Annotated in this window: 15 protein-coding genes and 1 rRNA gene; 13 read left to right on the plus strand and 3 right to left on the minus strand. The window is 66.6% G+C overall.

All coding sequences use genetic code 11. The annotated features are described in order from the left end of the window. Positions 1 to 268: ribosomal RNA gene (locus AC5JJ2_RS19850) — 16S ribosomal RNA — on the minus strand; the annotation flags it as partial. 496 nt (positions 269 to 764) lie between these two features. Between AC5JJ2_RS19850 and purQ the strand changes: the two genes are divergently transcribed. Beyond that, positions 765 to 1,538 carry a phosphoribosylformylglycinamidine synthase I gene (purQ, locus tag AC5JJ2_RS19855; RefSeq protein ID WP_495859766.1) on the plus strand — a complete coding sequence of 258 codons (774 nt, stop codon included), beginning with the start codon at positions 765 to 767 and terminating at the stop codon, positions 1,536 to 1,538. 89 nt (positions 1,539 to 1,627) lie between these two features. Then, entirely contained in the window at positions 1,628 to 1,837 is a 210-nt protein-coding gene (locus tag AC5JJ2_RS19860) for a hypothetical protein (RefSeq protein ID WP_495859767.1), read from the plus strand. Between the two features lie 6 nt (positions 1,838 to 1,843). Here AC5JJ2_RS19860 and acpS read toward each other — a convergent pair whose 3' ends face one another. Continuing rightward, the gene (gene acpS, locus AC5JJ2_RS19865) at positions 1,844 to 2,209 is read right to left on the minus strand and encodes a holo-ACP synthase (RefSeq protein ID WP_495859768.1); all 366 of its coding nucleotides are present in this window, start codon (positions 2,207 to 2,209) and stop codon (positions 1,844 to 1,846) included. Positions 2,210 to 2,324: 115 nt separating this feature from the next. On the opposite strand from acpS, the gene AC5JJ2_RS19870 reads away from it, so the two are divergent. Together AC5JJ2_RS19870 and AC5JJ2_RS19875 are read left to right on the plus strand one after the other, a co-directional pair. Further along, the gene (locus AC5JJ2_RS19870) at positions 2,325 to 4,556 is read left to right on the plus strand and encodes an ATP-dependent helicase (protein WP_495859769.1); all 2,232 of its coding nucleotides are present in this window, start codon (positions 2,325 to 2,327) and stop codon (positions 4,554 to 4,556) included. Between the two features lie 47 nt (positions 4,557 to 4,603). After that, positions 4,604 to 5,452, plus strand: a complete 849-nt coding sequence (locus AC5JJ2_RS19875) for a sugar phosphate isomerase/epimerase family protein (protein WP_495859770.1) — start codon at positions 4,604 to 4,606, stop codon at positions 5,450 to 5,452. 74 nt (positions 5,453 to 5,526) lie between these two features. Here AC5JJ2_RS19875 and AC5JJ2_RS19880 read toward each other — a convergent pair whose 3' ends face one another. Then, positions 5,527 to 6,657 carry a prenyltransferase/squalene oxidase repeat-containing protein gene (locus tag AC5JJ2_RS19880; protein ID WP_495859771.1) on the minus strand — a complete coding sequence of 377 codons (1,131 nt, stop codon included), beginning with the start codon at positions 6,655 to 6,657 and terminating at the stop codon, positions 5,527 to 5,529. 248 nt (positions 6,658 to 6,905) lie between these two features. Here AC5JJ2_RS19880 and AC5JJ2_RS19885 point away from each other — a divergent pair, with 248 nt between their 5' ends. The 9 genes from AC5JJ2_RS19885 (at position 6,906) to AC5JJ2_RS19925 (ending at position 22,184) form a co-directional block, all read left to right on the plus strand. Continuing rightward, the gene (locus tag AC5JJ2_RS19885; RefSeq protein ID WP_495859772.1) at positions 6,906 to 8,609 is read left to right on the plus strand and encodes a GAF domain-containing protein; all 1,704 of its coding nucleotides are present in this window, start codon (positions 6,906 to 6,908) and stop codon (positions 8,607 to 8,609) included. Between the two features lie 2 nt (positions 8,610 to 8,611). After that, positions 8,612 to 9,829, plus strand: a complete 1,218-nt coding sequence (locus tag AC5JJ2_RS19890) for a metallophosphoesterase (RefSeq protein ID WP_495859773.1) — start codon at positions 8,612 to 8,614, stop codon at positions 9,827 to 9,829. Then, positions 9,829 to 10,662, plus strand: a complete 834-nt coding sequence (locus tag AC5JJ2_RS19895) for a hypothetical protein (protein ID WP_495859774.1) — start codon at positions 9,829 to 9,831, stop codon at positions 10,660 to 10,662. Before AC5JJ2_RS19890 ends, AC5JJ2_RS19895 begins: the two co-directional genes overlap by 1 nt. A 101-nt stretch (positions 10,663 to 10,763) precedes the next feature. Beyond that, the gene (locus AC5JJ2_RS19900) at positions 10,764 to 11,699 is read left to right on the plus strand and encodes a PdxA family dehydrogenase (RefSeq protein WP_495859775.1); all 936 of its coding nucleotides are present in this window, start codon (positions 10,764 to 10,766) and stop codon (positions 11,697 to 11,699) included. Positions 11,700 to 11,707: 8 nt separating this feature from the next. Next, positions 11,708 to 12,772 (plus strand): DUF1559 family PulG-like putative transporter, encoded by a 1,065-nt coding sequence (locus AC5JJ2_RS19905; RefSeq protein ID WP_495859776.1) that lies wholly within the window; start codon positions 11,708 to 11,710, stop codon positions 12,770 to 12,772. A gap of 22 nt (positions 12,773 to 12,794) precedes the next feature. After that, positions 12,795 to 13,643, plus strand: a complete 849-nt coding sequence (locus AC5JJ2_RS19910; protein WP_495859777.1) for a prephenate dehydrogenase — start codon at positions 12,795 to 12,797, stop codon at positions 13,641 to 13,643. Further along, on the plus strand, positions 13,627 to 16,524 hold the full coding sequence (gene purL, locus AC5JJ2_RS19915; RefSeq protein WP_495859778.1) for a phosphoribosylformylglycinamidine synthase subunit PurL: 2,898 nt from the start codon (positions 13,627 to 13,629) through the stop codon (positions 16,522 to 16,524). The genes AC5JJ2_RS19910 and purL overlap by 17 nt, the downstream gene beginning before the upstream one ends. A 222-nt stretch (positions 16,525 to 16,746) precedes the next feature. Then, positions 16,747 to 19,131 carry a DUF4159 domain-containing protein gene (locus AC5JJ2_RS19920; protein WP_495859779.1) on the plus strand — a complete coding sequence of 795 codons (2,385 nt, stop codon included), beginning with the start codon at positions 16,747 to 16,749 and terminating at the stop codon, positions 19,129 to 19,131. A gap of 131 nt (positions 19,132 to 19,262) precedes the next feature. Continuing rightward, positions 19,263 to 22,184 (plus strand): hypothetical protein, encoded by a 2,922-nt coding sequence (locus AC5JJ2_RS19925; protein WP_495859780.1) that lies wholly within the window; start codon positions 19,263 to 19,265, stop codon positions 22,182 to 22,184. Positions 22,185 to 22,342 lie beyond the last annotated feature (158 nt).

Raw genomic sequence — 22,342 nt, forward strand, 5'->3', positions numbered from 1 at the left:
ACACCCGCTAGACATCTTCGCCTTGGTGGGCCGTTACCCCACCAACTAGCTAATATCACGTGGGCTCCTCCCAGGGCGGCGGACCTTTGGTCTCACGACATCATCTGGAATTACCCCTTCTTTCGAAGGGCTATGCCAGACCCCAGGGTAGATACCCACGCATTACTGCCCCTTACGCTGCTTCCCCCATTGCTGGGATTCGCTCAACTTGCATGCCTAATCCACGCCGCCAACGTTCGTTCTGAGCCAGAATCAAACCCTTCAAAAGTTTATTGGTTCCCAGGGCAAGCCCCGAGAAACTTTTAAGTGTTCGTCTGCTTCGTTGCTCGGTTACAACTCAAACTTCGACGGACCGCTCATGATTGCTCACGAGTTGCCCGTCTCCGAGTGAGTCCATACCGACCAACGGCATCGACCCACTCATCCGTAAGGCTCGTAACGCTACCAACTTGTCAAAGATCGGCTGAAAGGAGACCCGTCGTCGCGAAGGTACTTCGCTATCCCGCGTCGCTTTCGTTTCACCGTCGCATCGCTGCTTCGGTAGGAACAGTCTACCGGCGGGGGCCGAAGTGTCAACGCCCAGGGGAAAGAAAATGGGAAAAAGAACTCTGCCCCCCAGTGAGATGGTTTTTGGAGGGTTGGCGGAGAGCCAGAAGTCAGGGGTTTCGCCCTAGTTTCGCGGGCGGCCTGACGTTAGAAAGATCATGACGGCTGCGGGAAGCCGGGTCAAGGACAAATCGTACTCCCTCTTGGAATTTTCATCGATGCCGACGCCGACCGTCTTGATCCTCCGCGGGCCGGGCACGAACTGCGATAACGAGGCCGCGTTCGCCTTTCAGAAGGCCGGGGCGACGGTCGAGAAGTTGCACGTCAACCAACTTCGTGAATCGCCGCACAAGCTCAAGAACTACCAGGTGCTGCTTCTGCCCGGCGGGTTCAGCTACGGCGACGACGTGGCGGCCGGGAAGATTCTGGCGACGCAGCTCGAACACTTCCTCGCGGACGCAATCCGCGAATTCCGCGACGCCGACAAGCTCATCCTCGGCATCTGCAACGGCTTCCAGACGCTACTGAAGTCAGGTCTGCTGATCCCCCCGGACGAGGACGGCCCGCTCGCGACGCTGGCGCACAACACGTCCGGCCGGTTCGAGGACCGCTGGGTGAAGTTGCTCGCGACGCCTGGGAACAACGTGTTCCTGAAGGGCGTGACCGGGATGCTCGTGCCGGTGGCCCACGGGGAGGGGAACTTCATCGCCCGCAAGGAGTGGATTCTCCAGGGGCTGGCCCAGGCGGGTCAGGTGGTGCTGCGGTACGTCGGGCCAAACGGCGAGCCGCCGGTGTACCCGCACAACCCGAACGGTTCGCAAGGGGACATCGCGGGCATCTCGGACGCGACCGGCCGCGTGCTGGGCCTGATGCCACACCCGGAGCGGCACGTGCTGCCGACGCACCACCCCCGCTGGACCCGCGAGGGGCTGAAGTCGGAAGGCGACGGCCTGGCGATCTTCCGCAATGCGGTGGACTACTTCCGGAATTGACGGACGGCGGCCCGCGGCTCGTTCTTGTTCGCCACGACGATCCGCGATACGCTGAGGGCTGTCCCACTCACATCCTGGGGAGAGCCGTCATGAGCGCCGACGTGTCCGCGGAAGTCCGTAACCAACGGATCAAAGAGTTCCTGCAAATCTTGCCGCTGACCGCGGAACTGGCGGGGCTGCCGAAGTGCGACCCGAACAAGATTTTCACCCAGGACCAGCTCGACCTGCGGGTCACGAACCTGCGGATCGCGTACAAGCTCGCCCGGCAGATGCTCAAGGAAGTCGCCGAGGGGGTGTGACCCGGCTCACCCGAGGGCGATCACGGTGGCGGTGGCGAACTGACGGGCGTACGCGAACGACACCCGCATCTTCGACACCTTCCGCTTGATCGCCCGGTCCTTCGTCGGGCCGGTCAGCGTGACCTTCGGCCCGACCGCCTTCTCGCTGCTCACCTCGATGTCATGCCAGCTCATGCCCCGCTTCCACTTCGTGCCGAGGGAGCGGAGGACCGCCTCCTTCGTCGCCCAGAACGCGGCGTAATACTCCGTGCTGTGACTCCGCTGGCTGCAGTACGCGATCTCGCGTTCCGTGAAGACCTCGTAGAGGAACTTCTCGCCGTGCTTCTCGATGAGCTTCCGTACTCGGGCGCAGTCGTGAATCTGTGTGCCCAAGCCCTTGATTTCCATCGGGATTCGCCCTACCCGCGAGGAATGGTAGAATTGTCCATCTCCATTCTGGCGAAGAAATCGCACGGATGTAACCCCCCTTTTCGGCGGAGTTTACCGAATGTCGGCCGATTTGCTGTCGGATTTGACGGGCGACCAGCGGGCGGCCGTGACGCACGGGGAGGGGCCGCTACTCATCCTGGCCGGGGCCGGCAGCGGCAAGACCCGCGTCATTACCCGCCGCGTGGCGTATTTGCTCCAGCAGGGGGTCCGGGGCGGCAGCATCCTGGCGATCACGTTCACGAACAAGGCCGCCGGCGAGATGCGGCAGCGGGTGGACGCGATCGTGCCGGGCAACCGGCTCTGGATCAGCACGTTCCACAGCCTCGGCGCGCGGCTGCTGCGGCAGTACGCCGACCGGCTGAACATCGACCGCAACTTCACGATCTACGACGTGGACGACCGGAACAAGTTGGTGAAGGACGCCCTCGACGCAACCGGGATGGACAACACGAAGTTCACGCCGGACCGCCTCGCGGGGGCGATCAGCAAGGCGAAGAACCAACTCCTGACGCCGAAGCAGTACGAGCAGCAGGCCCACGACTTCTTCAGCCAGACGGCCGCGAAGGTCTACCACGGCTACGAGAAGCGGCTGCGGGCGGCGAACGGCATGGACTTCGACGACCTGCTGTACCTCCCCGCGCTGGCCCTGCGGTACAACGAGGAGCTGCGGGCGGACCTCGATTCGCGGTTCAAGTACGTGCTGATCGACGAGTACCAGGACACGAACTCCGCCCAGTACGAGATCGCCCGCCGATTGTCGATGAACTACCCAAACCTTTGCGTGGTCGGCGACCCCGACCAGTCGATCTACAAGTGGCGCGGCTCGGACATCAAGAACATCCTCGACTTCGAGCGTGACTTCCCCGCGGCGAAGGTCATCACGCTCACGCAGAACTACCGCAGCACGAAGGCCATCCTGCACGCGGCGAGCACGCTTATCGACCGGAACAAACACCGCAAGAAGAAGACGCTCACGACCGGCAACCCGCAGGGCGAGACGGTCAAGGTGCTGAACTTCAACACCGGGCTGGAGGAGGCCGAGGGCGTCGTCGAGCGGATCAAGAAGACCGTCGCGGAGGGCAAGTTCAGGTACCGGGACTTCGCCATCTTCACGCGGATCAACGCCCTGACGCGGACGCTGGAGTCGGCGTTCGTCAAGCACGGCGTCCCGTTCCAGATCGTGAAGGGACTGGCGTTCTTCGAGCGGAAGGAAAACAAGGACGTGCTCGCCTACCTCCGGCTGCTCGTCAACCCTAACGACACGGTGTCGTTCCTCCGGGCGGTCAACGAGCCGGCCCGCGGCGTCGGCAAGACGAGCCTCGACCGGCTCGTCGGCTACGCCGAGCGGAACGAGATCAGCCTCATGGACGCGGCCGGGATGGTGGCGAAGATCCCGGAGATCAAGGGCAAGGCCGCCACCGGCGTCCGCGATTTCTACCGGATGATCGCCGAGCTGCGGACGCAGCTCGAACACCCGCCGCACGACCTGATCGCGATGGTCCTCGACAAGTCCGGCTACCGGAAGATGCTCCAGGAATCGACCGACGAGGAGGACGCCGACCGCCTGGCGAACATCGAGGAACTCGTCACCGCGGCGAAACAGTTCTACGACGAGGACAACTCGCGGACGCTTTCGGACTTCCTGGAGCAGATCACCCTCGCGTCCGACGTGGACGGGTGGGACGAGGCGGCCGACCACGTTTCCGTCATGACGCTGCACGCGGCGAAGGGGCTGGAGTTCCCGGTCGTGTACATGATCGCGACGGAGCAGGGGTTGCTCCCGCACGAACGGAGCCTGGCGAAGGACGACGACGTGGAGGAGGAACGGCGGCTCTGCTTCGTCGGCATGACGCGGGCGATGCGGGAGCTGTACCTCTGCCACGCCCGGCTGCGGGAGTTCCGCGGGCAGGCGATGTATCAGGTTCCGAGCATGTTTTTGGACGAACTGCCGGCGGATGTGGAGCGGATCGAGATTTCGCAGGAGCGGAACTTCGCCCGCAACGCCATCGACGAGTGGCGGGAGCGGGCCGGCTACTCCGGCGGCAGTGGCGTCCCCGGCCCCGGCGGGCTGCCGCGGAAGATGGAGCCGTACAAGCCGAGCGTCGGCGCGGGGGATTCCAGCGAGTTCATGGTCGGCGCGGTCGTGCAGCACGACGAGTACGGCATCGGGCAGATCACGGACCTGAGCGGCTTCGGGGCGCTGCGGCGGGTGAAGGTGCGATTTCCGGCCGCCGGGGAGAAGACTTTTGTCGCGGACAAGGTCAAGATGAAGGTGGTAAAACGGAAGTGAACAACGAACTGGTTCGTACAACGAGAGCAATTCATTAGGAGTTCGCCATGTTCACGCTGTCCGCCTTCGCCGATGAAATCTCGCCGGACCCCCGCGAACAGATCGCCGTCCTGAAGGCGGCCAACGTCCGGTACATCGAGTTCCGGTCGATCTACAAGACGAACGTCCTCGCCCTGTCCGACGAGCAGATCGGCAAGTTCAAGACACTCATCGACGGCGAAGGCATCATGCTCTCGGCCATCGGGTCGCCGGTCGGGAAGGTGGCGATCGACGCGCCGTTCGAGCCGCACCTCGACAAGTTCAAGCGGGCAATGGAGCTGGCCCACCGGCTGGCGACGCCGAACATCCGCGTGTTCAGCTACTACCCGCCGGCCGACAAGCCGTTCGACGGGAACTGGACGCCGTACCGCGAGGAAGTCATCCGGCGGATGCGCGTGAAGGCCGAGCTAGCAGCGAAGGAGAAGATCAAGCTATTCCACGAGAACGAGCACAAGATTTTCGGCGACTCACCGGAGCGGGTGGCCGACTTGATGAAGTCGGTCAATCACCCGTCGCTACGGCAGGCCTACGACGCGGCGAACTGGGTATTCTGCGGATACGACCCGATCCAGGGGTGGGAACTGACGAAGAAGTACGTCGAGCACTTCCACATCAAGGACTGGAAGGGGAGTGGCGAGCACGAGCACACCGGCCGCATCCCCGGCACGGGCGACGGGCAAATCGCGCACAGTATCAAGGACGCGGTGGAGCACGGGTACGACGGGTTCGCGGTGATGGAACCGCACCTCCGCGGCGGCGGGCCGACCGGCGGCATCACCGGCCCGGACCTGTTCCCACTCGCGGTCGAGGCGTTCCGCCACATCCTGCACGCATGTGGCGGGGCGGAGAGACACTAAGCCGGCAGGCCCGTAGGTCGGGCTTTCCAGCCTGCCGTTGCGATCCGTCAGGCTGGAAAGCCCGGCCTACGGGGTCACTTCTTGCAGTAGCTCAGGGCCAACAGCGCGAACGCCGTCGCCAACTCCGGCAGCGTCTCCAGGAACGCGCGGTTGTCGTTCGCCCAACTGCCGTCGGCTTTCTGCTTGCCCTTGAGCGTCGTGAACAGTTCGTTCCGCCAGTCGTGCTTGACGCCCTTCGCGTCCTCGAACGACTCCTCGCCGAGTGCGTCCATCGCCTTCGCGAAAACATGGTAGTAGTAGAACAGCCCGGCCGTGCCCATGCCGGGGTTCTCCTTCAACGTGTAGTGCCGCTTCACCCACGCCACGGCCGCTTTTACGCGGGCGTCTTCCTTGCTGACGCCGGCGTACAGGAAGCTCTTCAGGCCGGCGTAGGTCATGCCCCCCTCGCTGCGGAGGCCGCCGGTCGCCGACCGCTTGTCGCTCTTCGGGTCGTTCGCCGCGGACATGTTGTAGATGAACCCGCCCCGGTCCTCATCGCCGGCCTTCTTCGCGAACTCCTGGTCGTTGAACTCGCCGGGCAGGTTCTGGCTGCGAGACAGGAACGTCACCGCCCGCTTCACGGCCGGGTCGTCCTTGCCGGCCCCCCCGGCGACCAGCGCTTCGAGGAAGAAGTGCGTGTTCGACAGGTCCGCCCCGCCGCCGCGACCGCCTTTCTTGTCGTACCCGGCCCCGCCGAATTTCGCGTCCGACTCGGCCACGTCCCCGCCCTCGCCGTACTGCAGCGACCGCAAGAACTTCGTCGCCCCGGCGATCACGGCGTCGTACTTCTTGTCCGCGTTCGCGTCCTTGAACGCCATCACCGCCAGCGACGTTGTGTAGTTCGCCAGCCCCTGGTCATAGACGCCGCCGTCCTTCTTCACGGCCTTTTCGAGGTACGCCAGACCCTTCTCCACGACCGGGTCGGTGTTCGGCTTCCCGCACCGGATCAGGGCGGCGACGGCCAGCGCCGTCACCCCCGGCTCGCCGGACCGGGGCGGGCCGAAGTTACCCTCGTCCTTCTGCTTCGACTTGAGGAACGCGTACCCCTTGTCGATGACGGCTTGCAGTTCCTTCGGGTCGGCGGCCGCAAACAGCGTCGGCCGGTGGCTCAAAATCGCGGCCGAGGCGAACAGGAAGGCGCGGCGGGTAAGTCGGGTTTCGGACATGTCGCAGCTCCGGATCGAGGTCGGGTCGGGTTCATCTTACAACTGACGTGCCGGGCGGACGTATTCGCGAAATCGTTGGCCCCGGAAGCGGGAGAACCGCGAGGACCGTCTTAACCGTGCAGGCCGTGACCACCCGTGGCGAGGGCGTGACCGCGCAAGTAATCCGCCCGGCCCGCGCTTGTAGTCGGGACCGGTTTGGGAATATAATCTTGCAGGAAGGTTTTCTACCCGTTGAGGTTAGCGAGCCTGTGAACCACCGCCCGCGATTGCTGTTGATCGGCCCGACGCCGCCCGCCATGGGCGCGGTGGTCGCGCACGCCGACGTTACCGCCGCCGTCAGCCCGACGGACGCGGCCGAGCGGCTCCGCGGCGGCACGTTCGACGGCGTCATCGCGTCGGCCACGCTCACCAGCGAACTCATCGACCGCTACCGCCGCGACGAGATCATCCTCGGCAACATCGACCAGGGCATCGCCGCCCTCGACACGACCGGCCGGGTGACGTGGGCGAACGTCGTCCTCCGCGGGTGGTGTGCGAAGAACCCGGTCGGCCAGCAACTCCTCGACGCCTTGAATTTCTCCGCTTCGCCGAACTCCTCGATTCTGCTCGCCAGCGACGTGTCGAACCCGCTCCAGTCGGCGGCCGGCGGGAAGTCCGTCACGTTCCGCATCCACCGGCAGGAACCCGCGGCCCAGGCGTACCTGGACACCCGCATCCGCCCCGTGTTCGCGGCCGACGGCTCGGTCCTGCAACTGATCGCGATCCTCCAGAACGTCACGGCGGAAGTCGAGCAGCAGCGGAAACTGAACGCACTGCACACGGCGGGCCGCGAACTCTCCGCCCTGGAGCCGGACCTGCTCGCCGAGATGACCGTGCCGACGCGTGTGGAGTTGCTCAAGAAGAACATCCGCAAGCACGTCCACGACCTGCTGCGATACGAGACGATTGAGGTTCGGCTGCTCGACAAGCGGACGGGCGAGCTGAAGCCGCTGCTCGAAGACGGCATGACGGAGGAGGCCGCCCACCGCCGCCTCTTCGCCCGGCCGGACGGCAACGGTGTCACCGGCCACGTCGCGTTCACCGGCGACAGCTACCTCTGTCCGGACACGTCGAACGACCCCTACTACCTGGAAGGGGCGAAGGGGGCGAAAAGCTCGCTGACCGTGCCGCTGAAATTCGCCGACGAGGTGATCGGCACGCTGAACGTCGAGAGCCACAAGACGAACGCCTTCGGCCCGGAAGACCTCAAGTTTACCGAACTCTTCAGCCGCGAAATCGCCGACGCGCTGAACACGCTCGACCTCCTCACCGCCCAACAGTCCTGCACCATCTCGCAGTCCATCGAAGCCGTCAACAAGGAACTCGCACTGCCGGTGGACGAGGTGCTGGCCGGGGCCGCCCTCCTGTACGCCCGGCTGCACGCCGCCGACCCGGACGCGGCGGCGCACCTGCGGCGGATCATGCAGAACGCCCGGCAGATGAAGGAGTGCGTCCACAAGATCGGCCGCGACATGATGGTCGGGACCGGGGCGGACGACGCCAGCCCGCTCGTCGGCAAGCGGGTGCTCGTCGTCGAGCAGGACGGCCAGTTCCGCAAGCAGGCCCACCTGATGCTCGGCCGCCTCGGCGCGGAGGTCGAAACCGTGGGCACGGCGGCGGAAGGGTTGGCGCTCGTCAACGACGTGAGTTACGACGCGGTGTTGCAGGAAATTCGGCCGAAGGACATGAGCGGGTACGAGGCGTTCCGCCGGTTCCGGGTGGCCATGCCGACGTGCCGGGTGGCGTTCACGACCGGGTTCGGGTACGACGCCCAGCACAGCATCGTGAAGGCCCGGCAAGACGGGCTACAGCACGTCATCTTCAAGCCGTTCCGGGCGGAGCAGGTCGTCGGCGCGGTGAACGCCCCGCAGCCGCCCGCCCCGACCGCTCAACCCGTCTCGGCGGCGAGCTGAACGTGACCCTTCGCGATCTCGTCATTCCCACAGTTCTGTTGCTTTGTGCCTTCGCGTGGGTTGGTCACGCCTGCTTTTGGACGTTCTGGCTGAACCACTTCTACGGCCGTCCCATCACCAAGAAGTTTCTCAAACCGTGGCGGCTGTTCACCGGCGTCGTGATCGCTTCCGCCCCACTCATCTTGGCTTCCGCATTCCGGATGGACTTCATCAACTACGATTGGGAGCTGGTCAACGGCTTGTGGGGACGGTTCGTCCTCGCGTACACGGCGCTCGTTTGCCTACCTCTTGGTCTAATCATCTTCCCGATCATCACCATCGCCCGCCAGCTTCGGCGCAACCCCAGGTCCGTGCTTCGCGAATCGACCCGCACGCTCGACCTCTGGCCGGAACTCGGCGAGAAGCTCGTCGGCGAGGGGAAGTGGCACAAGCTCACGAAGCTGCCGGGTAACGGCGTGTTCCGCGTGGACTTCACGGACCTGACGCTCGCCCCCCGCGACCTGCCGCCGGAGTGGGACGACCTCACGATCCTGCTGCTCAGCGACCTGCACTTCCACGGCTCGCCGTCGCAGGCGTTCTTCCACCGCGTCATCGACGAGATCGAGCGCGAGGGGCCGGCCGACCTCGTGGTCCTAGCCGGGGACTACGTGGACACGGATACGCACCACGAATGGATCGCGCCGATCCTCGGCCGGTTGAAGTGGAAGGAACACGCATTCGCCATCCTCGGCAACCACGACGACTACCACGACGCGCAGTTGGTGCGGGACGGGCTGGCGAACGCCGGGTTTCGCGTACTGTCGAGCCGCCCCGAAGGGGTGACGATCCGCGGCAGGCCGTGCGTTGTCGTCGGCCACGAGGGCCCCTGGTTTCCGCCCCCGCAACCGGTGTGGAAGGACTTCCCGCCGGACGTGTTTAAGTTGTGCGTCAGCCACACGCCGGACAACTTCTACTGGGGCCAAGAGAACCGCATCAACCTGATGCTCTGCGGCCACGTCCACGGCGGGCAGATTCGCGTGCCGGTCGTCGGCTCGATCTTCGTGCCGAGCGTCTACAGCCGCCGGTTCGACATGGGCGTGTTCGAGGAGAACGGCACGCTCATGGTCATCGGCCGCGGGCTGAGCGGGAAGGAACCGCTGCGGTTCCGGTGCAACCCGCAGGTGATCCGCATCACCCTGAAATCGAAGCCGCCGGCCGACGTGATTACTTCGAGCCGGTGATGCGAACCTTGTTGCTACTCGTGGTCCTTGCCGCCGGGTGTTCGTCCCCATCGCCCCCGTTCGCGCCGATGGCCGTGGAAAAACCGGGGCTGCACAACGTCTATCGCGTGACCGACCGCGCCTTCAGTGGCAGCTCCCCGGAAGGCGACGACGGCTTCCGCTCACTCACCGACCTCGGCGTAAAGACGGTCGTGTCCGTGGACGGGGCCGTGCCCGACATCCTCGCCGCGAAGAAGCACGGCCTTCGGTACGTCCACCTGCCTATCGGCTACGAAGGGATGTCGGAATCGCGAGTGGTCGAACTCGCCAAGGCGATCCGCGACCTACCGGGGCCGGTGTACGTCCACTGCCACCACGGCAAGCACCGCGGCCCTGCCGCGACCGTCGCCGCCATCCGCGCCCTCGATTCGCGCTGTTCCGCGGTGCAACTGACGCAGTTTCTGAAGGACGCCGGCACGGACCCGAAATACGCCGGGCTGTACGCCCTCGCGGAGCTGCCGCCGCCGAACCTCGACGACAAGCCGGTCGCGTTCCGCGAAACGGCCAACGTTCCCGACCTGACGAAGCGGATGGTCGAACTCGACGAGACGTGGGACCGGTTGAAGAAGTCGCCGATTGAGAAGGACGCGGTGCTGTTCGTCGAACATTACCGGGAACTCGGCCGCGCGACCTCCGACCGGAACGAGGACTTTCGCAAGTTCCTCGACGACGGGTTGGCTTCCGCCGAGAAGTTGGAAGCGACGGTCCGTGGCAAGCGCGATCCGAAGGACGAGATCGCGAAATCGGCGGCCGTCTGCACGCTATGCCACGCGAAGTTCCGCGACAAACAGTAGCTTCTTGTAGAACCCAGAGCGGAAGCGACGGGGTGTGGGCGCTGGTCCCACACCCCGTCGCTTCCGCTCTGGGTTCTACAAGACTTTGTATCCTCACACTCATGAACCTCCCGCGACTGCTCATCACGCTCGGCGACGTGGCCGGCATAGGCCCGGAGATCGTCGCGAAGGCGTGGCCCGAACTCGGCCGGTACTGTCGGCCCGTCGTCATCGGCGACCCGGCCCGGCTGCCGCCCGGCATCCCGTGCACGAACCCGTCGGCGGCCGACCTTTCCCGCGTGCCCCTCGGCGTCGTCACGGCGGAGGCGGGGCGGGCCGCGTATGACTGGCTGATCTACGCCATCGACGAGTGCCTCGCGGGGCGGGCCGACGGCATCGTCACGTGCCCGCTGCACAAGGAAGGGTTGCACGCGGCCGGGATCGACTACCCCGGCCACACGGAAATCCTCGCCGACCGCACCGGAGCCACGTCCTTCGCGATGCTGCTGTACGACGACGAGTTGCCGCTCGCCGTGGCCCACGTCACGCTGCACCGCGCCCTGCGGACGATCTTCGACCACATCACAGCCGAAACCGTACTCGACAAGATTCGGCTGCTCCACAAGATCATCCCGCAACTTCTCGACCGCCCGGCCCGGATCGGCGTCGCCGCGATGAACCCGCACGCCAGCGACGGCGGCCTCTTCGGCGACGAGGAAGCCACGGTCATCGCGCCCGCCGTTGCGGCGGCCCGCGTGGAAAGGATCGACGCCGTCGGCCCCATCGCGTCGGACGCGATCTTCCTGCCGCACAACCGGGCGAAGTTCGACGGCGTCGTGGCGATGTACCACGACCAGGGGCACATCGCGATGAAGCTCCTCGGCGGCCGGCGGGCGGTGAACGTCTCGGCCGGGCTGCCGATCGTCCGCACGAGCGTGGCCCACGGCACGGCCTACGACATCGCCGGAAAGGGCGTGGCGGACGCGAGCAGCCTGATTTCGGCCGTGTGCGTGGCGGCGAAACTCGCGGCCGCTAAACTGTCGTCACCATCCGCGTGAGGCCCGTCATGCCGCGCTACGACGACGACGACGACGATGACGACCGCCCGCGAAGGAGTCGCCGACGGGACGACGATGATGATTACGACGACCGCCCGCGGTCCCGCCGGTCGCGCGACGATGACGATTACGAGGACAGGCGGCCGTCCCGCCGCCGGCGGGATGACGATGATGACGACGACTACGACCGCCCGCGCCGCCGTCGCCGTCGCGAGCCGGAAGGCAATCCCGCGGCCGGCACGAGCCTGACGCTCGGGCTATTGTCGATCCTGCTGAACGTCATCACCGGCATCCCGGCAATTATCTTCGGCGTCATGGGCATTCAGAAGGCCGGCCGGACCGGCGACGGGAAGGGGATGGCCGTCGCCGGGATCGCCTCGGCCGTTGTCGGCTGTATCATCTCCGGCGTTGGCATCTACTTCTTCTGGAACATGCGAACCGAGCGACAGGTCGAAAACAGGGCGAACAACAACGTCCGGCAGATCGGCCTCGCGTTCCACAACCACAACGACGCGATGGGCCGCCTCCCGGCGGCTTACACGACGCCGCCCGAAATCCGGCTGTTCAACAACCAGCCCGTGCCGATGGCCCAACGGCTCACGTCTTGGCGGACGAACCTTTTGCCTTACGTCGAACAGGACCAACTCTTCCGTCGTTACAACCAACGGGAGCCGTGGAACGGGCCGACCAACTCGACCGTCACGAGCGCCGTCGTTCCGGCGTACCTCTCCGGCCCGGAGCAGACGCATCAGACGCGGTTCTGCGTGTTCACAGGCATGGGCACGCCGTTCCGGCACGGGCAGCCGATGATCGCCATCCACGGGTTCGCGGACGGCACGTCGAACACCATCCTGATGACCGAGAGCGCGGAGCCGCGGCCGTGGGGCGAGCCGGCGGACATGGAGGTGCAACCGTTCGGCCCGATGCCTGTGCTCGGCGACCCGGCCAAGCCGACGCTCCTCGTGTTGATGGCCGACGGCTCCGTGCGGGTCACGCGGAAAAACATCGACGAGCGGACGCTCCGCCTGCTTGTCGACCCGGCGGACGGGCAGATGCCGCCGCAGGATTGGTGACGGCCGCGGCCTTTTGTAAACCATGTCCATGCTCTTTGACACGCTCACCATCGTCGGCGTCGGGCTGCTCGGCGGGTCGCTCGGCCTCGCCGCCAAGCGGCGGGGCCTCGTCCGGCACGTCGTCGGCGTCGGCCGGGACGCCGCCCGACTCGCCGACGCGAAGGCCGCCGGGGCCATCGACGTTGTCGCGACCGACTTGGTGAATGGCACGGCGAACGCCGACCTCGTCGTCGTCTGCACGCCGGTGGACCTGATTCCGAAGCAAGTCCTCGAAATCGCTGAAACAGCGAAGCACGGTTGCCTCGTCACGGACGTGGGTAGCACGAAGCAGGAGATCGTCGCCGCGCTCGCCGGGAAGCTGCCGGGCCGCGTGCGGTTCGTCGGCAGCCACCCGATGGCCGGGTCCGAGAAGAAGGGGTCGGCTCACGCCGTCGCCGACCTGTTCGAGAACCGCGTCACGATCCTCACGCCGACGGCCGACACGGACCCGTCGGCCGTCGAGAAGGTTCAACAGTTCTGGAAGGCCGTCGGCTGTCGCGTGATGACGATGACGCCGGCGGAACACGACCGAGCCGTCGCGTTCGTCAGCCACCTGCCGCACATTGTCGCCGCGGCGCTCGCCGGGTCGGTCGATCCGGCGCTGCTATCGGTGTCCGCCGGCGGGTTCCGCGACACGACTCGGATCGCCGCGGCGTCGGCCGCCATTTGGGAGCCGATCTTTCGCACGAATCGCGAGCAGGTGCTGGCCGCGTGCGAGGCGTTCGCCGCCCGGTTCGAGGCGTTCCGCACGCTCCTCGCCGCGGACGACGGCCCCGGCCTGATCCACTGGTTGAACGAAGGGAAACGGGTGCGCGATGCTCTGGGAAGTTGAAATCCGGCCGCTCGGCCGCGACGCGGAACGGGAGCGGGTGTGCGACGAGTTCGACCTGCTGACGCACGGCAGTCGGGGCGGCGACCTCGTGTCCGCGTCCAGCCGCGGCTACTTGCTGGAAGGCGACCTGGCCGCGCCGGACGTGGCGAAGCTGTGCAACGTGCTGCTGCACGACCCGCTCGTCGAGGGCGTGAAAGTGTCGCCGCTCGGCACGCAGCTCGACGACCCGGCGTTCACCGTGTTGCTCAAGCCCGGCGTCATGGACCCGGTGACGGAGAGCGTGGTGAAGGCGGCCCGCGACATCGGCGTGACGGTGAGCGAGGTCCGCACGTTCCGCCGGTACTATTCCCACGACGGCATCCCGTCGGCCGACCGCGACACGCTCGTCCGGAAGGTGCTGGCGAACGACGCCATCGAGCAGGTCGTGACCGGCCCGGTGAAGGCCGACCACCTCGCCATCGGCAAGCCGTACACGTTCAAGCTCGTTACCGTGCCGCTGCGGTCGCTCGACGACGCCGGGCTGATGAAGGTCAGCAAGGACGGCCAACTCGCGCTCACGCTCGACGAGATGCACACCATCCAGGAACACTTCCGGAAGCTGGACCGCGACCCGACCGACTGCGAACTCGAAACCGTGGCGCAAACGTGGTCCGAGCACTGCTCGCACAAGACGCTCAAGGGCCGCATCGCGTACACGGAAACGATTGACGGCAAGGCCCGCACGACGACCTACCAGAACATGCTGAAGGAGACGATCTTCGCGGCCACGCAAGCGATCCGCAAGCGGCTCGGCGCGGACGACTGGTGCGTCAGCGTCTTCTCGGACAACGCCGGGGTCGTGAAGTTCGACGACAATTTCCACGCCTGTATCAAGGTCGAGACGCACAACCGCCCGAGCGCGATCGAACCCTACGGTGGGGCGAACACCGGCCTCGGTGGGGTCATCCGCGACGTGCTTGGCACGGCCCTCGGCGGGAAGCCGATTTGCAACACGGACGTATTTTGCTTCGCCCCGCCGGACTTCGCGGCGGAGGACCTGCCGCCCGGCGTGCTGCACCCCCGCCGCGTGATGCACGGCGTCGTCGCCGGCGTCCGCGACTACGGCAACCGCATGGGCATCCCGACCGTCAACGGGTCGGTCTACTTTGATGACCGCTACCTCGCGAACCCGCTCGTCTTCTGCGGCACCGTCGGCCTCATCCCGGTCGGCAAGGAGACGAAGGAAGTGCGGCCCGGCGACCTGATCGTCGCCGTCGGCGGCCGGACCGGGCGGGACGGCATCCACGGCGCGACGTTCTCGTCCGAAGGCTTGACCGAACAGTCCGAGAAGATCAGCGGCGGGGCCGTGCAGATCGGCAACGCCATCGCGGAGAAGAAGGTCCTCGACGTGATCCTCCAAGCCCGCGACCGCGGCCTCTACACGGCCATCACGGATTGCGGCGCGGGCGGGTTCAGCTCCGCCGTCGGCGAGATGGGCGCGGACCTGGGGGCGCGGGTGGAACTGGAGAACGCCCCGCTCAAGTACGACGGGCTAAGTTACACCGAAATTTGGATCAGCGAGTCGCAGGAGCGGATGGTCCTGTCCGTGCCGCCGGAGAAGTGGGAGCAGCTCCGCAAGCTCTGCGCCAGCGAGGACGTGGAGGCCGCCATCCTCGGCACGTTCGAGGCGACCGGGCAACTGCGTCTCACGTACCGCGGGCAGACGGTGGCGGACGTGTCGATGCACTTCCTGCACGACGGCCGGCCGGACACGGTCCGCACGGCAGAATGGACGAAGCCGCCGACCGTGCCGACGCCGGCGACGAAACCGCTCAATCCGCAGGACGCGCTCAAGGCGATCCTCGGCTCGTACTCCGTCTGCTCGAAGGAGTGGGTGATCCGTCAGTACGACCACGAGGTGCAGGGCGGCAGCGTGGTGAAGCCGCTCGTCGGGCAGGTGGAAGACGGCCCGTCGGACGCGGCGGTCGTCGCCCCGGTCCTCGGTTCGACCGTCGGCCTCGCCGTCGGCAACGGCCTCAACCCGCGGTACGCCGACCTCGACCCGTGGGCGGCGGCCGCGGCCGCCATCGACGAGGCGGTGCGGAACGTCGTCGCCGTCGGCGGCGACCCGGCCCGCACGGCGATCCTCGACAACTTCTGCTGGGGCAACGTCACCGACCCGCAGATGCTCGGCGCGCTGGTTCGCACGTCGGAAGCCTGTCGAGAAGTCGCGCTCGCCTACGGCACCCCGTTCGTCAGCGGCAAGGACAGCCTGAACAACGAGTACAAGTCGGCGAACAAACGGATCAGCATCCCGCACACGCTGCTCGTGTCGTCGCTCGCCCGCGTCGCCGACGTGACGAAGTGCGTGACGATGGACCTGAAGGAGCCGGGCAACGACCTGTACGTCGTCGGCGTGACGCGGAACGAACTCGGCGGGTCGCACTACCACCTCGTCACCGGCGCGGGCGGCGGAACGCCGCCGTGCCCGGACCTGGCGCAGGCCCCGAAGGTCTTCGCGGCGGTTCACGCGGCGATCGCGTCCGGCCTGGTGCGGGCGTGCCACGACCTGAGCGAGGGCGGCCTCGCGGTGGCCGTCGCGGAGATGGCGTTCGCCGGCGGCGTGGGGGCGGACGTGTCGGGATTGAAGGAACTGCCCACCAACGAACCGTTGGCCGACGACGTAAAGCTCTTCAGCGAATCGACGACGCGGTTCGTGATCGAGGCGAAGCCGGAGTTCCGTGAGCGGCTGGCCCAGGTCTTCGCCGGCCTCCCGTTCGCGAACGTCGGCAAGACCGTCGCGGAGCCGCGGTTGCGGATCGCGTCGTCCGCCGGAGAGTGGCTCGTGTGGGCGAAGCTCTCGGAACTCAAGGAAGCGTGGCAAAAGCCGCTACGGTGGTAAATCGCAGCATCCGGTCGGCGAACAACACCCAGACTTCCGAAGTCCGGCTTCGACTTCGGAAGTCGATCCCGCGCGGGGGCGTACCTCCCATCCCCGGCGTGCCGGTCCCGCCTCGACTTCCGAAGTCGAAGCCGGACTTCGGAAGTCGGGATCTGCTAACACCCCTCGCTCGATCCGGTTGTTAAAATGTGACGTACCCGCCCGTCCTGCCGAGGCCGACCGATGACCGCCACCCGTATCTTCCTGTTCGGCGTCCTCGCCCTGCTGTTCGCCGCCCCCGCCGTCCCCGGTGCGGACGACAAGGAGTTCGTCACGAAGGTCAACCGCGCCATCGACAAGGGGAAGAAGTACCTCTTCGAGCGGGAGGCCGGCAAAGGGAACTGGGAGGGGCTGCTCCTCGAAACGCTCGGCGACCAGGTCGGCGGGCAGAGCGCGCTCGCCACGCTCGCCCTCTTGAACTGCGGCGTCCCGCCCGAAGACAAGGTCATGCAGCGGGCGCTCGAGTACCTCCGCAAGCTGGAGCCGAAGAAGACCTACGTGGTCGCGCTGACGACGATGGCGTTCGCCGAGGCCCGGCAGCCGAAGGACCTGGACCGGATCAAGCGGAACGCCGACTGGCTGTTGGCGAATAGCATCCGCGAGGGGGGGAAGCTCCAGGGGTGGAGCTACCCGATGAATCCGATCCCGGATGCGTCGAACACGCAGTACGCGCTGCTCGGCCTGTACGCGGCGAAGCAGGCGGGGGTGAAGATCGAGGACAAGCACTGGGCCGACATCCGCGAGCTGTACCTCCGCATCCAGAAGCCGGACGGCCACTGGACCTACGACTATACCCGCGGGTTCGGGGCGCTCGGCGGGCCGAGCTTCACCATGACCACGGCCGGCGTGTGCGGGCTGCTCATCGCCGGGATGGGGCTGAGCGAGAGCCAACAGAAGCTCGACGAGGCGACCGGCGTGGCCGCGAACTGCGGCGTGTACGCCACGAACGGCCCGGTCCAGAAAGGGATGAAGTGGATCGCCGACCGGTTCTCGTTCGAGACCGCCCCCGGCCTGAAGTCGGCGTTTTACAACATCTACGGCATCGAGCGGCTCGGCCGCATCTCCGGCCAGCGGTTCATCGGAAAGTACGACTGGTACCGCGAGGGGTGCGACCACCTGACCCGCATCCAGAACGGCGACGGCTCCTGGAAGGGCGACGGCCGCGCGGCCGACACGTTCCCGACCATCGCCACCAGCTTCTCCCTCTTGTTCCTGTCGAAGGGCCGCACGCCGATCCTGTTGACGAAACTCGCCTACGAGACCGGGATCGGGGAGCCGCGGGAGGTCGTCGGGTGGAACCGCAAGCAGAACGACGCCCGCAACTTGACGGAGTTCGCAAGCCGCGAGCTGTTCAACGGCCTCCCGCTGGCGTGGCAGGTGTACGACGCCCGCAAGGTCGAACTCACCGGCGAGCGGCTCAAGGGCGAGGTCGAGGGGCTGCTCGCGTGCCCGGTCGTCTACTTCAACGGGCACACGCGGCCGAACCTGACCGGCTCGCAGAAGGACCTGCTCAAGCAGTACATCGACGAGGGCGGGTTCCTGTTCGCGGAAGCCTGCTGCGGCAGCGAGGAGTTCACCCGCGAGTTCCGGGCGCTCATGAAGGAGCTGTTCCCGGCGAACCAGCTCGTGCCGATGCCGCCGGAGCACCCGGTCTGGCGGGCGTTCTTCAACGTCTCCCCGGCCGACATCCCCGGCGTCGAGGTGATGGAGCGGGGGTGCAAGACCGTCGTGGTCCTCGCGACGAAGCCGCTGGCCGGGTACTGGGAGGAGAGCCGGTTCATGGTGTCGAAGGGCACGCCGGCCACGAACAAGGGGCAACGGGCGTACCAGTTCGCCGGGAACGTGATCGCCTACGCGACCGGGATGCAACCGCCGGAGCAGCGGGGCACGAAGGTGGCCATCGCGAAATCCGAGAAGGACCTCAGCCCGCCGCGCGGGGCGCTGAAGCCGGCGCAGCTGTTCGTCCAGGGCGACCCCCCGCCGGCCCCGGCCGCGATGCGGAACCTGATGGACCACGTCAAGACCACCACGGGCGTGGACACCATCCTCGATAAGCAGCTCGTCCGGCCGAACGACGCGGAACTGGACAAGTACAAGTTCATCTACCTGCACGGCCGGAAGCCGATCTCGCTGTCCGCGGCGGACGTGCTGAACATCCAGGCCACATTGGAAACCGGCGGGTTGTTGTTCGCCGACTCCGCGTGCGGGAAGCCTGAGTTCGACAAATCGTTCCGCGAGTTGATGGCGACGATGTACCCGGACCGGAAGCTGGAGGTTATCCCGTTGGACGATGAGTTCTACTATTCCGGCGACAAGAAGAGCGGCGTACAAATCAAGACGGTCCAGCGCCGCGAGAAGGCCGACGGCAGCGGGGCGGACGGCGGGTTCAAGGAGCTGCCGCCGCACCTGGAGGGGATCAAGATCGACGGCCGGTGGGTGGTCGTGTACAGCAAGTTCGACATCGGCTGCGCGCTGGAGCGGCACAAATCGACCGACTGCCTGGGTCACTCGCCGGACAGCGCGCTGAAGCTCGGCACGGCGGCGGTGCTGTACTCGCTGAAGCGATAACTCATTTTGGAACCCGGAGCGTGAGCGACGGGGTGTCTCGCGCGAGACACCCCGTCGCTCACGCTCCGGGTTCCACAAGAAGGGGGATCGTCGTTTCGGTACAACAGTCGGCAACTCTGGGGGGCCGTGTCGTGTTCGTCTCGAACCCCGCCGAACTCGAACGCCGCCTCCGCGACCGCGTGCCGACTCTGCACTTCGTCTCCGAGAGGCGGCTGACCCGCATTCTGCGAACGCTCATCGACGGCGGCGCGCGGCTGCCGATGAACGCATGGCTCCCCGTCTGGCTCGACCCGACGGACGCCGCCCGATTCGACATTCCAAATGCCGCCGCCGGCTCACCCGTCTTGTTGTTGACGACGCCCGACGACCGCCTCCTGCACGGCTACGACGACGCCACCGTGCTTGCGATGTATCAGCGCCTCGTAGACGCGGCCGAACCCGCGCGACTCCTGCGCGATCAAATGCACTGGCCGGACGCGGAACTCGACCGGCGGTTCCGGACGCTGCCGGAACCCGTCCGCCGCGAGGTCCGGTTCGTGCTCGCGGCCGAGTACCGGCTTCCGGAGAACGCGACCGACGCGGAGGCGTGCCGGGCGTTCATCCCGACGTACCTCGAACTGCTCGCGAACCGGCCCGACGCGGTCGGCGATTACTTCCCCCTGTTGCACGCAAAGAACATTTCGACGGACGCGCTCCTCGACGCGTTCACGCGACCGCCCGCGAAACAAGCCGCCCACCACCCGGAGCCGTCACATCAACCGTCGGTCGATTCACCCGCGGGACCCGTCGGCGACCACCGGAATCGCGTCCGCGCGGCCATCGAATACTACCGCCGTCCGGAAGACCGCACGCTCGCGGTCGGCATCCTCCGCGACGGACTGGGCCACGACCTGGCGCGCGTCCTCGAATGGGACGATTGCCGACGCGACCGCTGGAAGGCCGCCCTCGCATCGCTGCTCCCGCACACGACCGGGGCGGCGTGGACGCCCGCGACGAAAGCGCTCTACGAACTCCAGAAGCTAACGCACGACCTGAGCCGCCCGCTGTACGCCGTCGCCCCGTTCGAGTGGGTGCGGTCGCTCGGCAAGAAACCCGTCCGCCAGCCGCTCGACAAGGGCCGCGACGTGATCTTGCTACGGCATCTCGCGAAGGCCGAGAAGCGGCTGGAGCGCGTGCCCTTGTCCGAGTCGGAACGGCACGAGGCGGGTGACTTGTTCCGCCACGAGCGGCACGCGGCCGAGGGCCGGATTCGGCGGACGCTCGAACCAATCCTCACGGCCGCAATCACGCGGGCCGGGCTAGTCCCGACGAGCCGCGTCGAGACGATCGCCCGCGACAAGCTCGTCGCCGAGCTGATCGAGGTCGTCTTCGCCCGCGGGTTCTTCCGCCTGTCCGACCTGCGGGACGCCATCGCCCGCAACCAGTTGAAGCTGCCGGACGTGGCCGGCCCGCGCGAGCTGTGGGCCGGCGACGCGCTCTTGAAGGCGGACAAGCTGCTCGCGGACGAACTGTTCGGCATCTACCAGCGGGGCGAGGTTTACCTCCGCGGCATCCAGCGGATGAGCGCCGCCGGCTTCGGGACGCGAATCGGCCGATGTGTCACGCTGTTCGTGTTGCTGCCGTTCCTCGGTGCGTTCCTCACCCTCGAATTCCTACAGCACGTCCTGCACGGCGTTCAGAACGTCGTCGCCGCCGTGAACGGCACGGAGGCCGGGCACGCCCACGTCGTGACGTGGTGGTCCGTCGCGGTGCTCGGCGGGTTCTTCCTCGGCCTGATCCACTCGCCGCCGTTCCGCCGCGGCGTCTGGCAGGGTTTGAAGTTCGTCGGCTCGGCGCTGCGGACCGTTTTCCTCGACGTTCCCAGGCTCCTCTGGTCGTCGCCGGTCGTCCGGCGGGTCGTGCGGAACCCGGTGACGGTCTTCCTCTGGTACAACTTCGCACTGCCGATTGCCGCCGGGCTGATCGTTGCGGCCGGTGCGATCCTGTACGACCTGTCGCCGTCCTACGCCGTCGTCGTCGGGGCGTGCGCGTTCTTCACGACCGCGATCATCCTGCACTCGCCGCCCGGCCGCCTGCTCTACGAGCGGCTCGCCGAAGCGCTGACGGACACCGGCCGGTTCATCTGGGCGAGCCTCATTCCGGGCTTGATTTCGTGGGTCGTTTGGGCGTTCCGCGAAGTGGCCGACGCCGTCGAGCGCGTCCTCTATTCCGTGGACGAGTGGCTGCGGTTCCGCGAGGGGCAGTCCGAGGGGTCGCTGTGGCTGAAGACCGTGCTCGCGGTCCTCTGGTTCCCGATCGCTTACGTGACGCGGTTCGTCTTCTACCTGCTCGTCGAGCCGCAGGTGAACCCGGTGAAGCACTTCCCGGTCGTCACCGTTTCCCACAAGGTCATCTGGCCGATGGTCCCGCAGCTCTCGGCGCTGTTCGGCGTCTCGAACTGGACGATGGGCATGATCGTCAACGCCGTCCCCGGCATCTTCGGGTTCATCGCGTGGGAGCTAAAGGAGAACTGGCGGCTGTACGCGGCGAACCGGTCGCACACCCTCCGCCCCGTGCCCATCGGCCACCACGGCGAGACGATGCGCGGGCTCCTGCGGCCGGGGTTCCACTCCGGGACAGTCCCGAAGTTGTTCCGCAAGCTCAGGGCGAACCACGAGGAGTCGGTCCCGTCCGACCGGAAGACGCACCAGCTTCACCACGAACTCGACCACGCCCGCGAGGCGATCCGTAAGCTCGTCGAACGGGAACTGCTGCCGCTCGTCGGCACGGGGTCGGTCGGCGTGGTGACAGTCGGCTGTCAGCGGGTGGAGGTTGAAATCGCGAACGGGCCGTCGCCGCTCGTCCTCGGCTGGGAACTCGACGGTGATGAGGTCCGGGGCGAGGTCGTGGACCGCGGCTGGCTGGCGGCCGCCGACGAGAAACGGGTTCTCGCCGCACTCGACGGGTTATGGGCGGTGACGGCGGTACGCGGCCGGCCGGTCGAGTGGAACGAGTGGGTCAAGTTTTGGGAAACGAGTCCGGTTTCTTTGCAGGTTTTCAGGCTGAAAGCCTGAGAGCGCTCAGCCCAGGGCAACGCCTTGGGCGCGGGAGCATGGCCCGGCGGCGGGTAGCCTTGTCGCAGGCTTTCAGCCTGCGGGTGGTTGCGGTCCCACCCAGGGCGGCGTCGCTGCGCTCCATGCCCTGGGCTGACATCTCCCACCCCTTCGGGGTG

It is taken from the genome of Limnoglobus sp. (genome assembly GCF_059499385.1).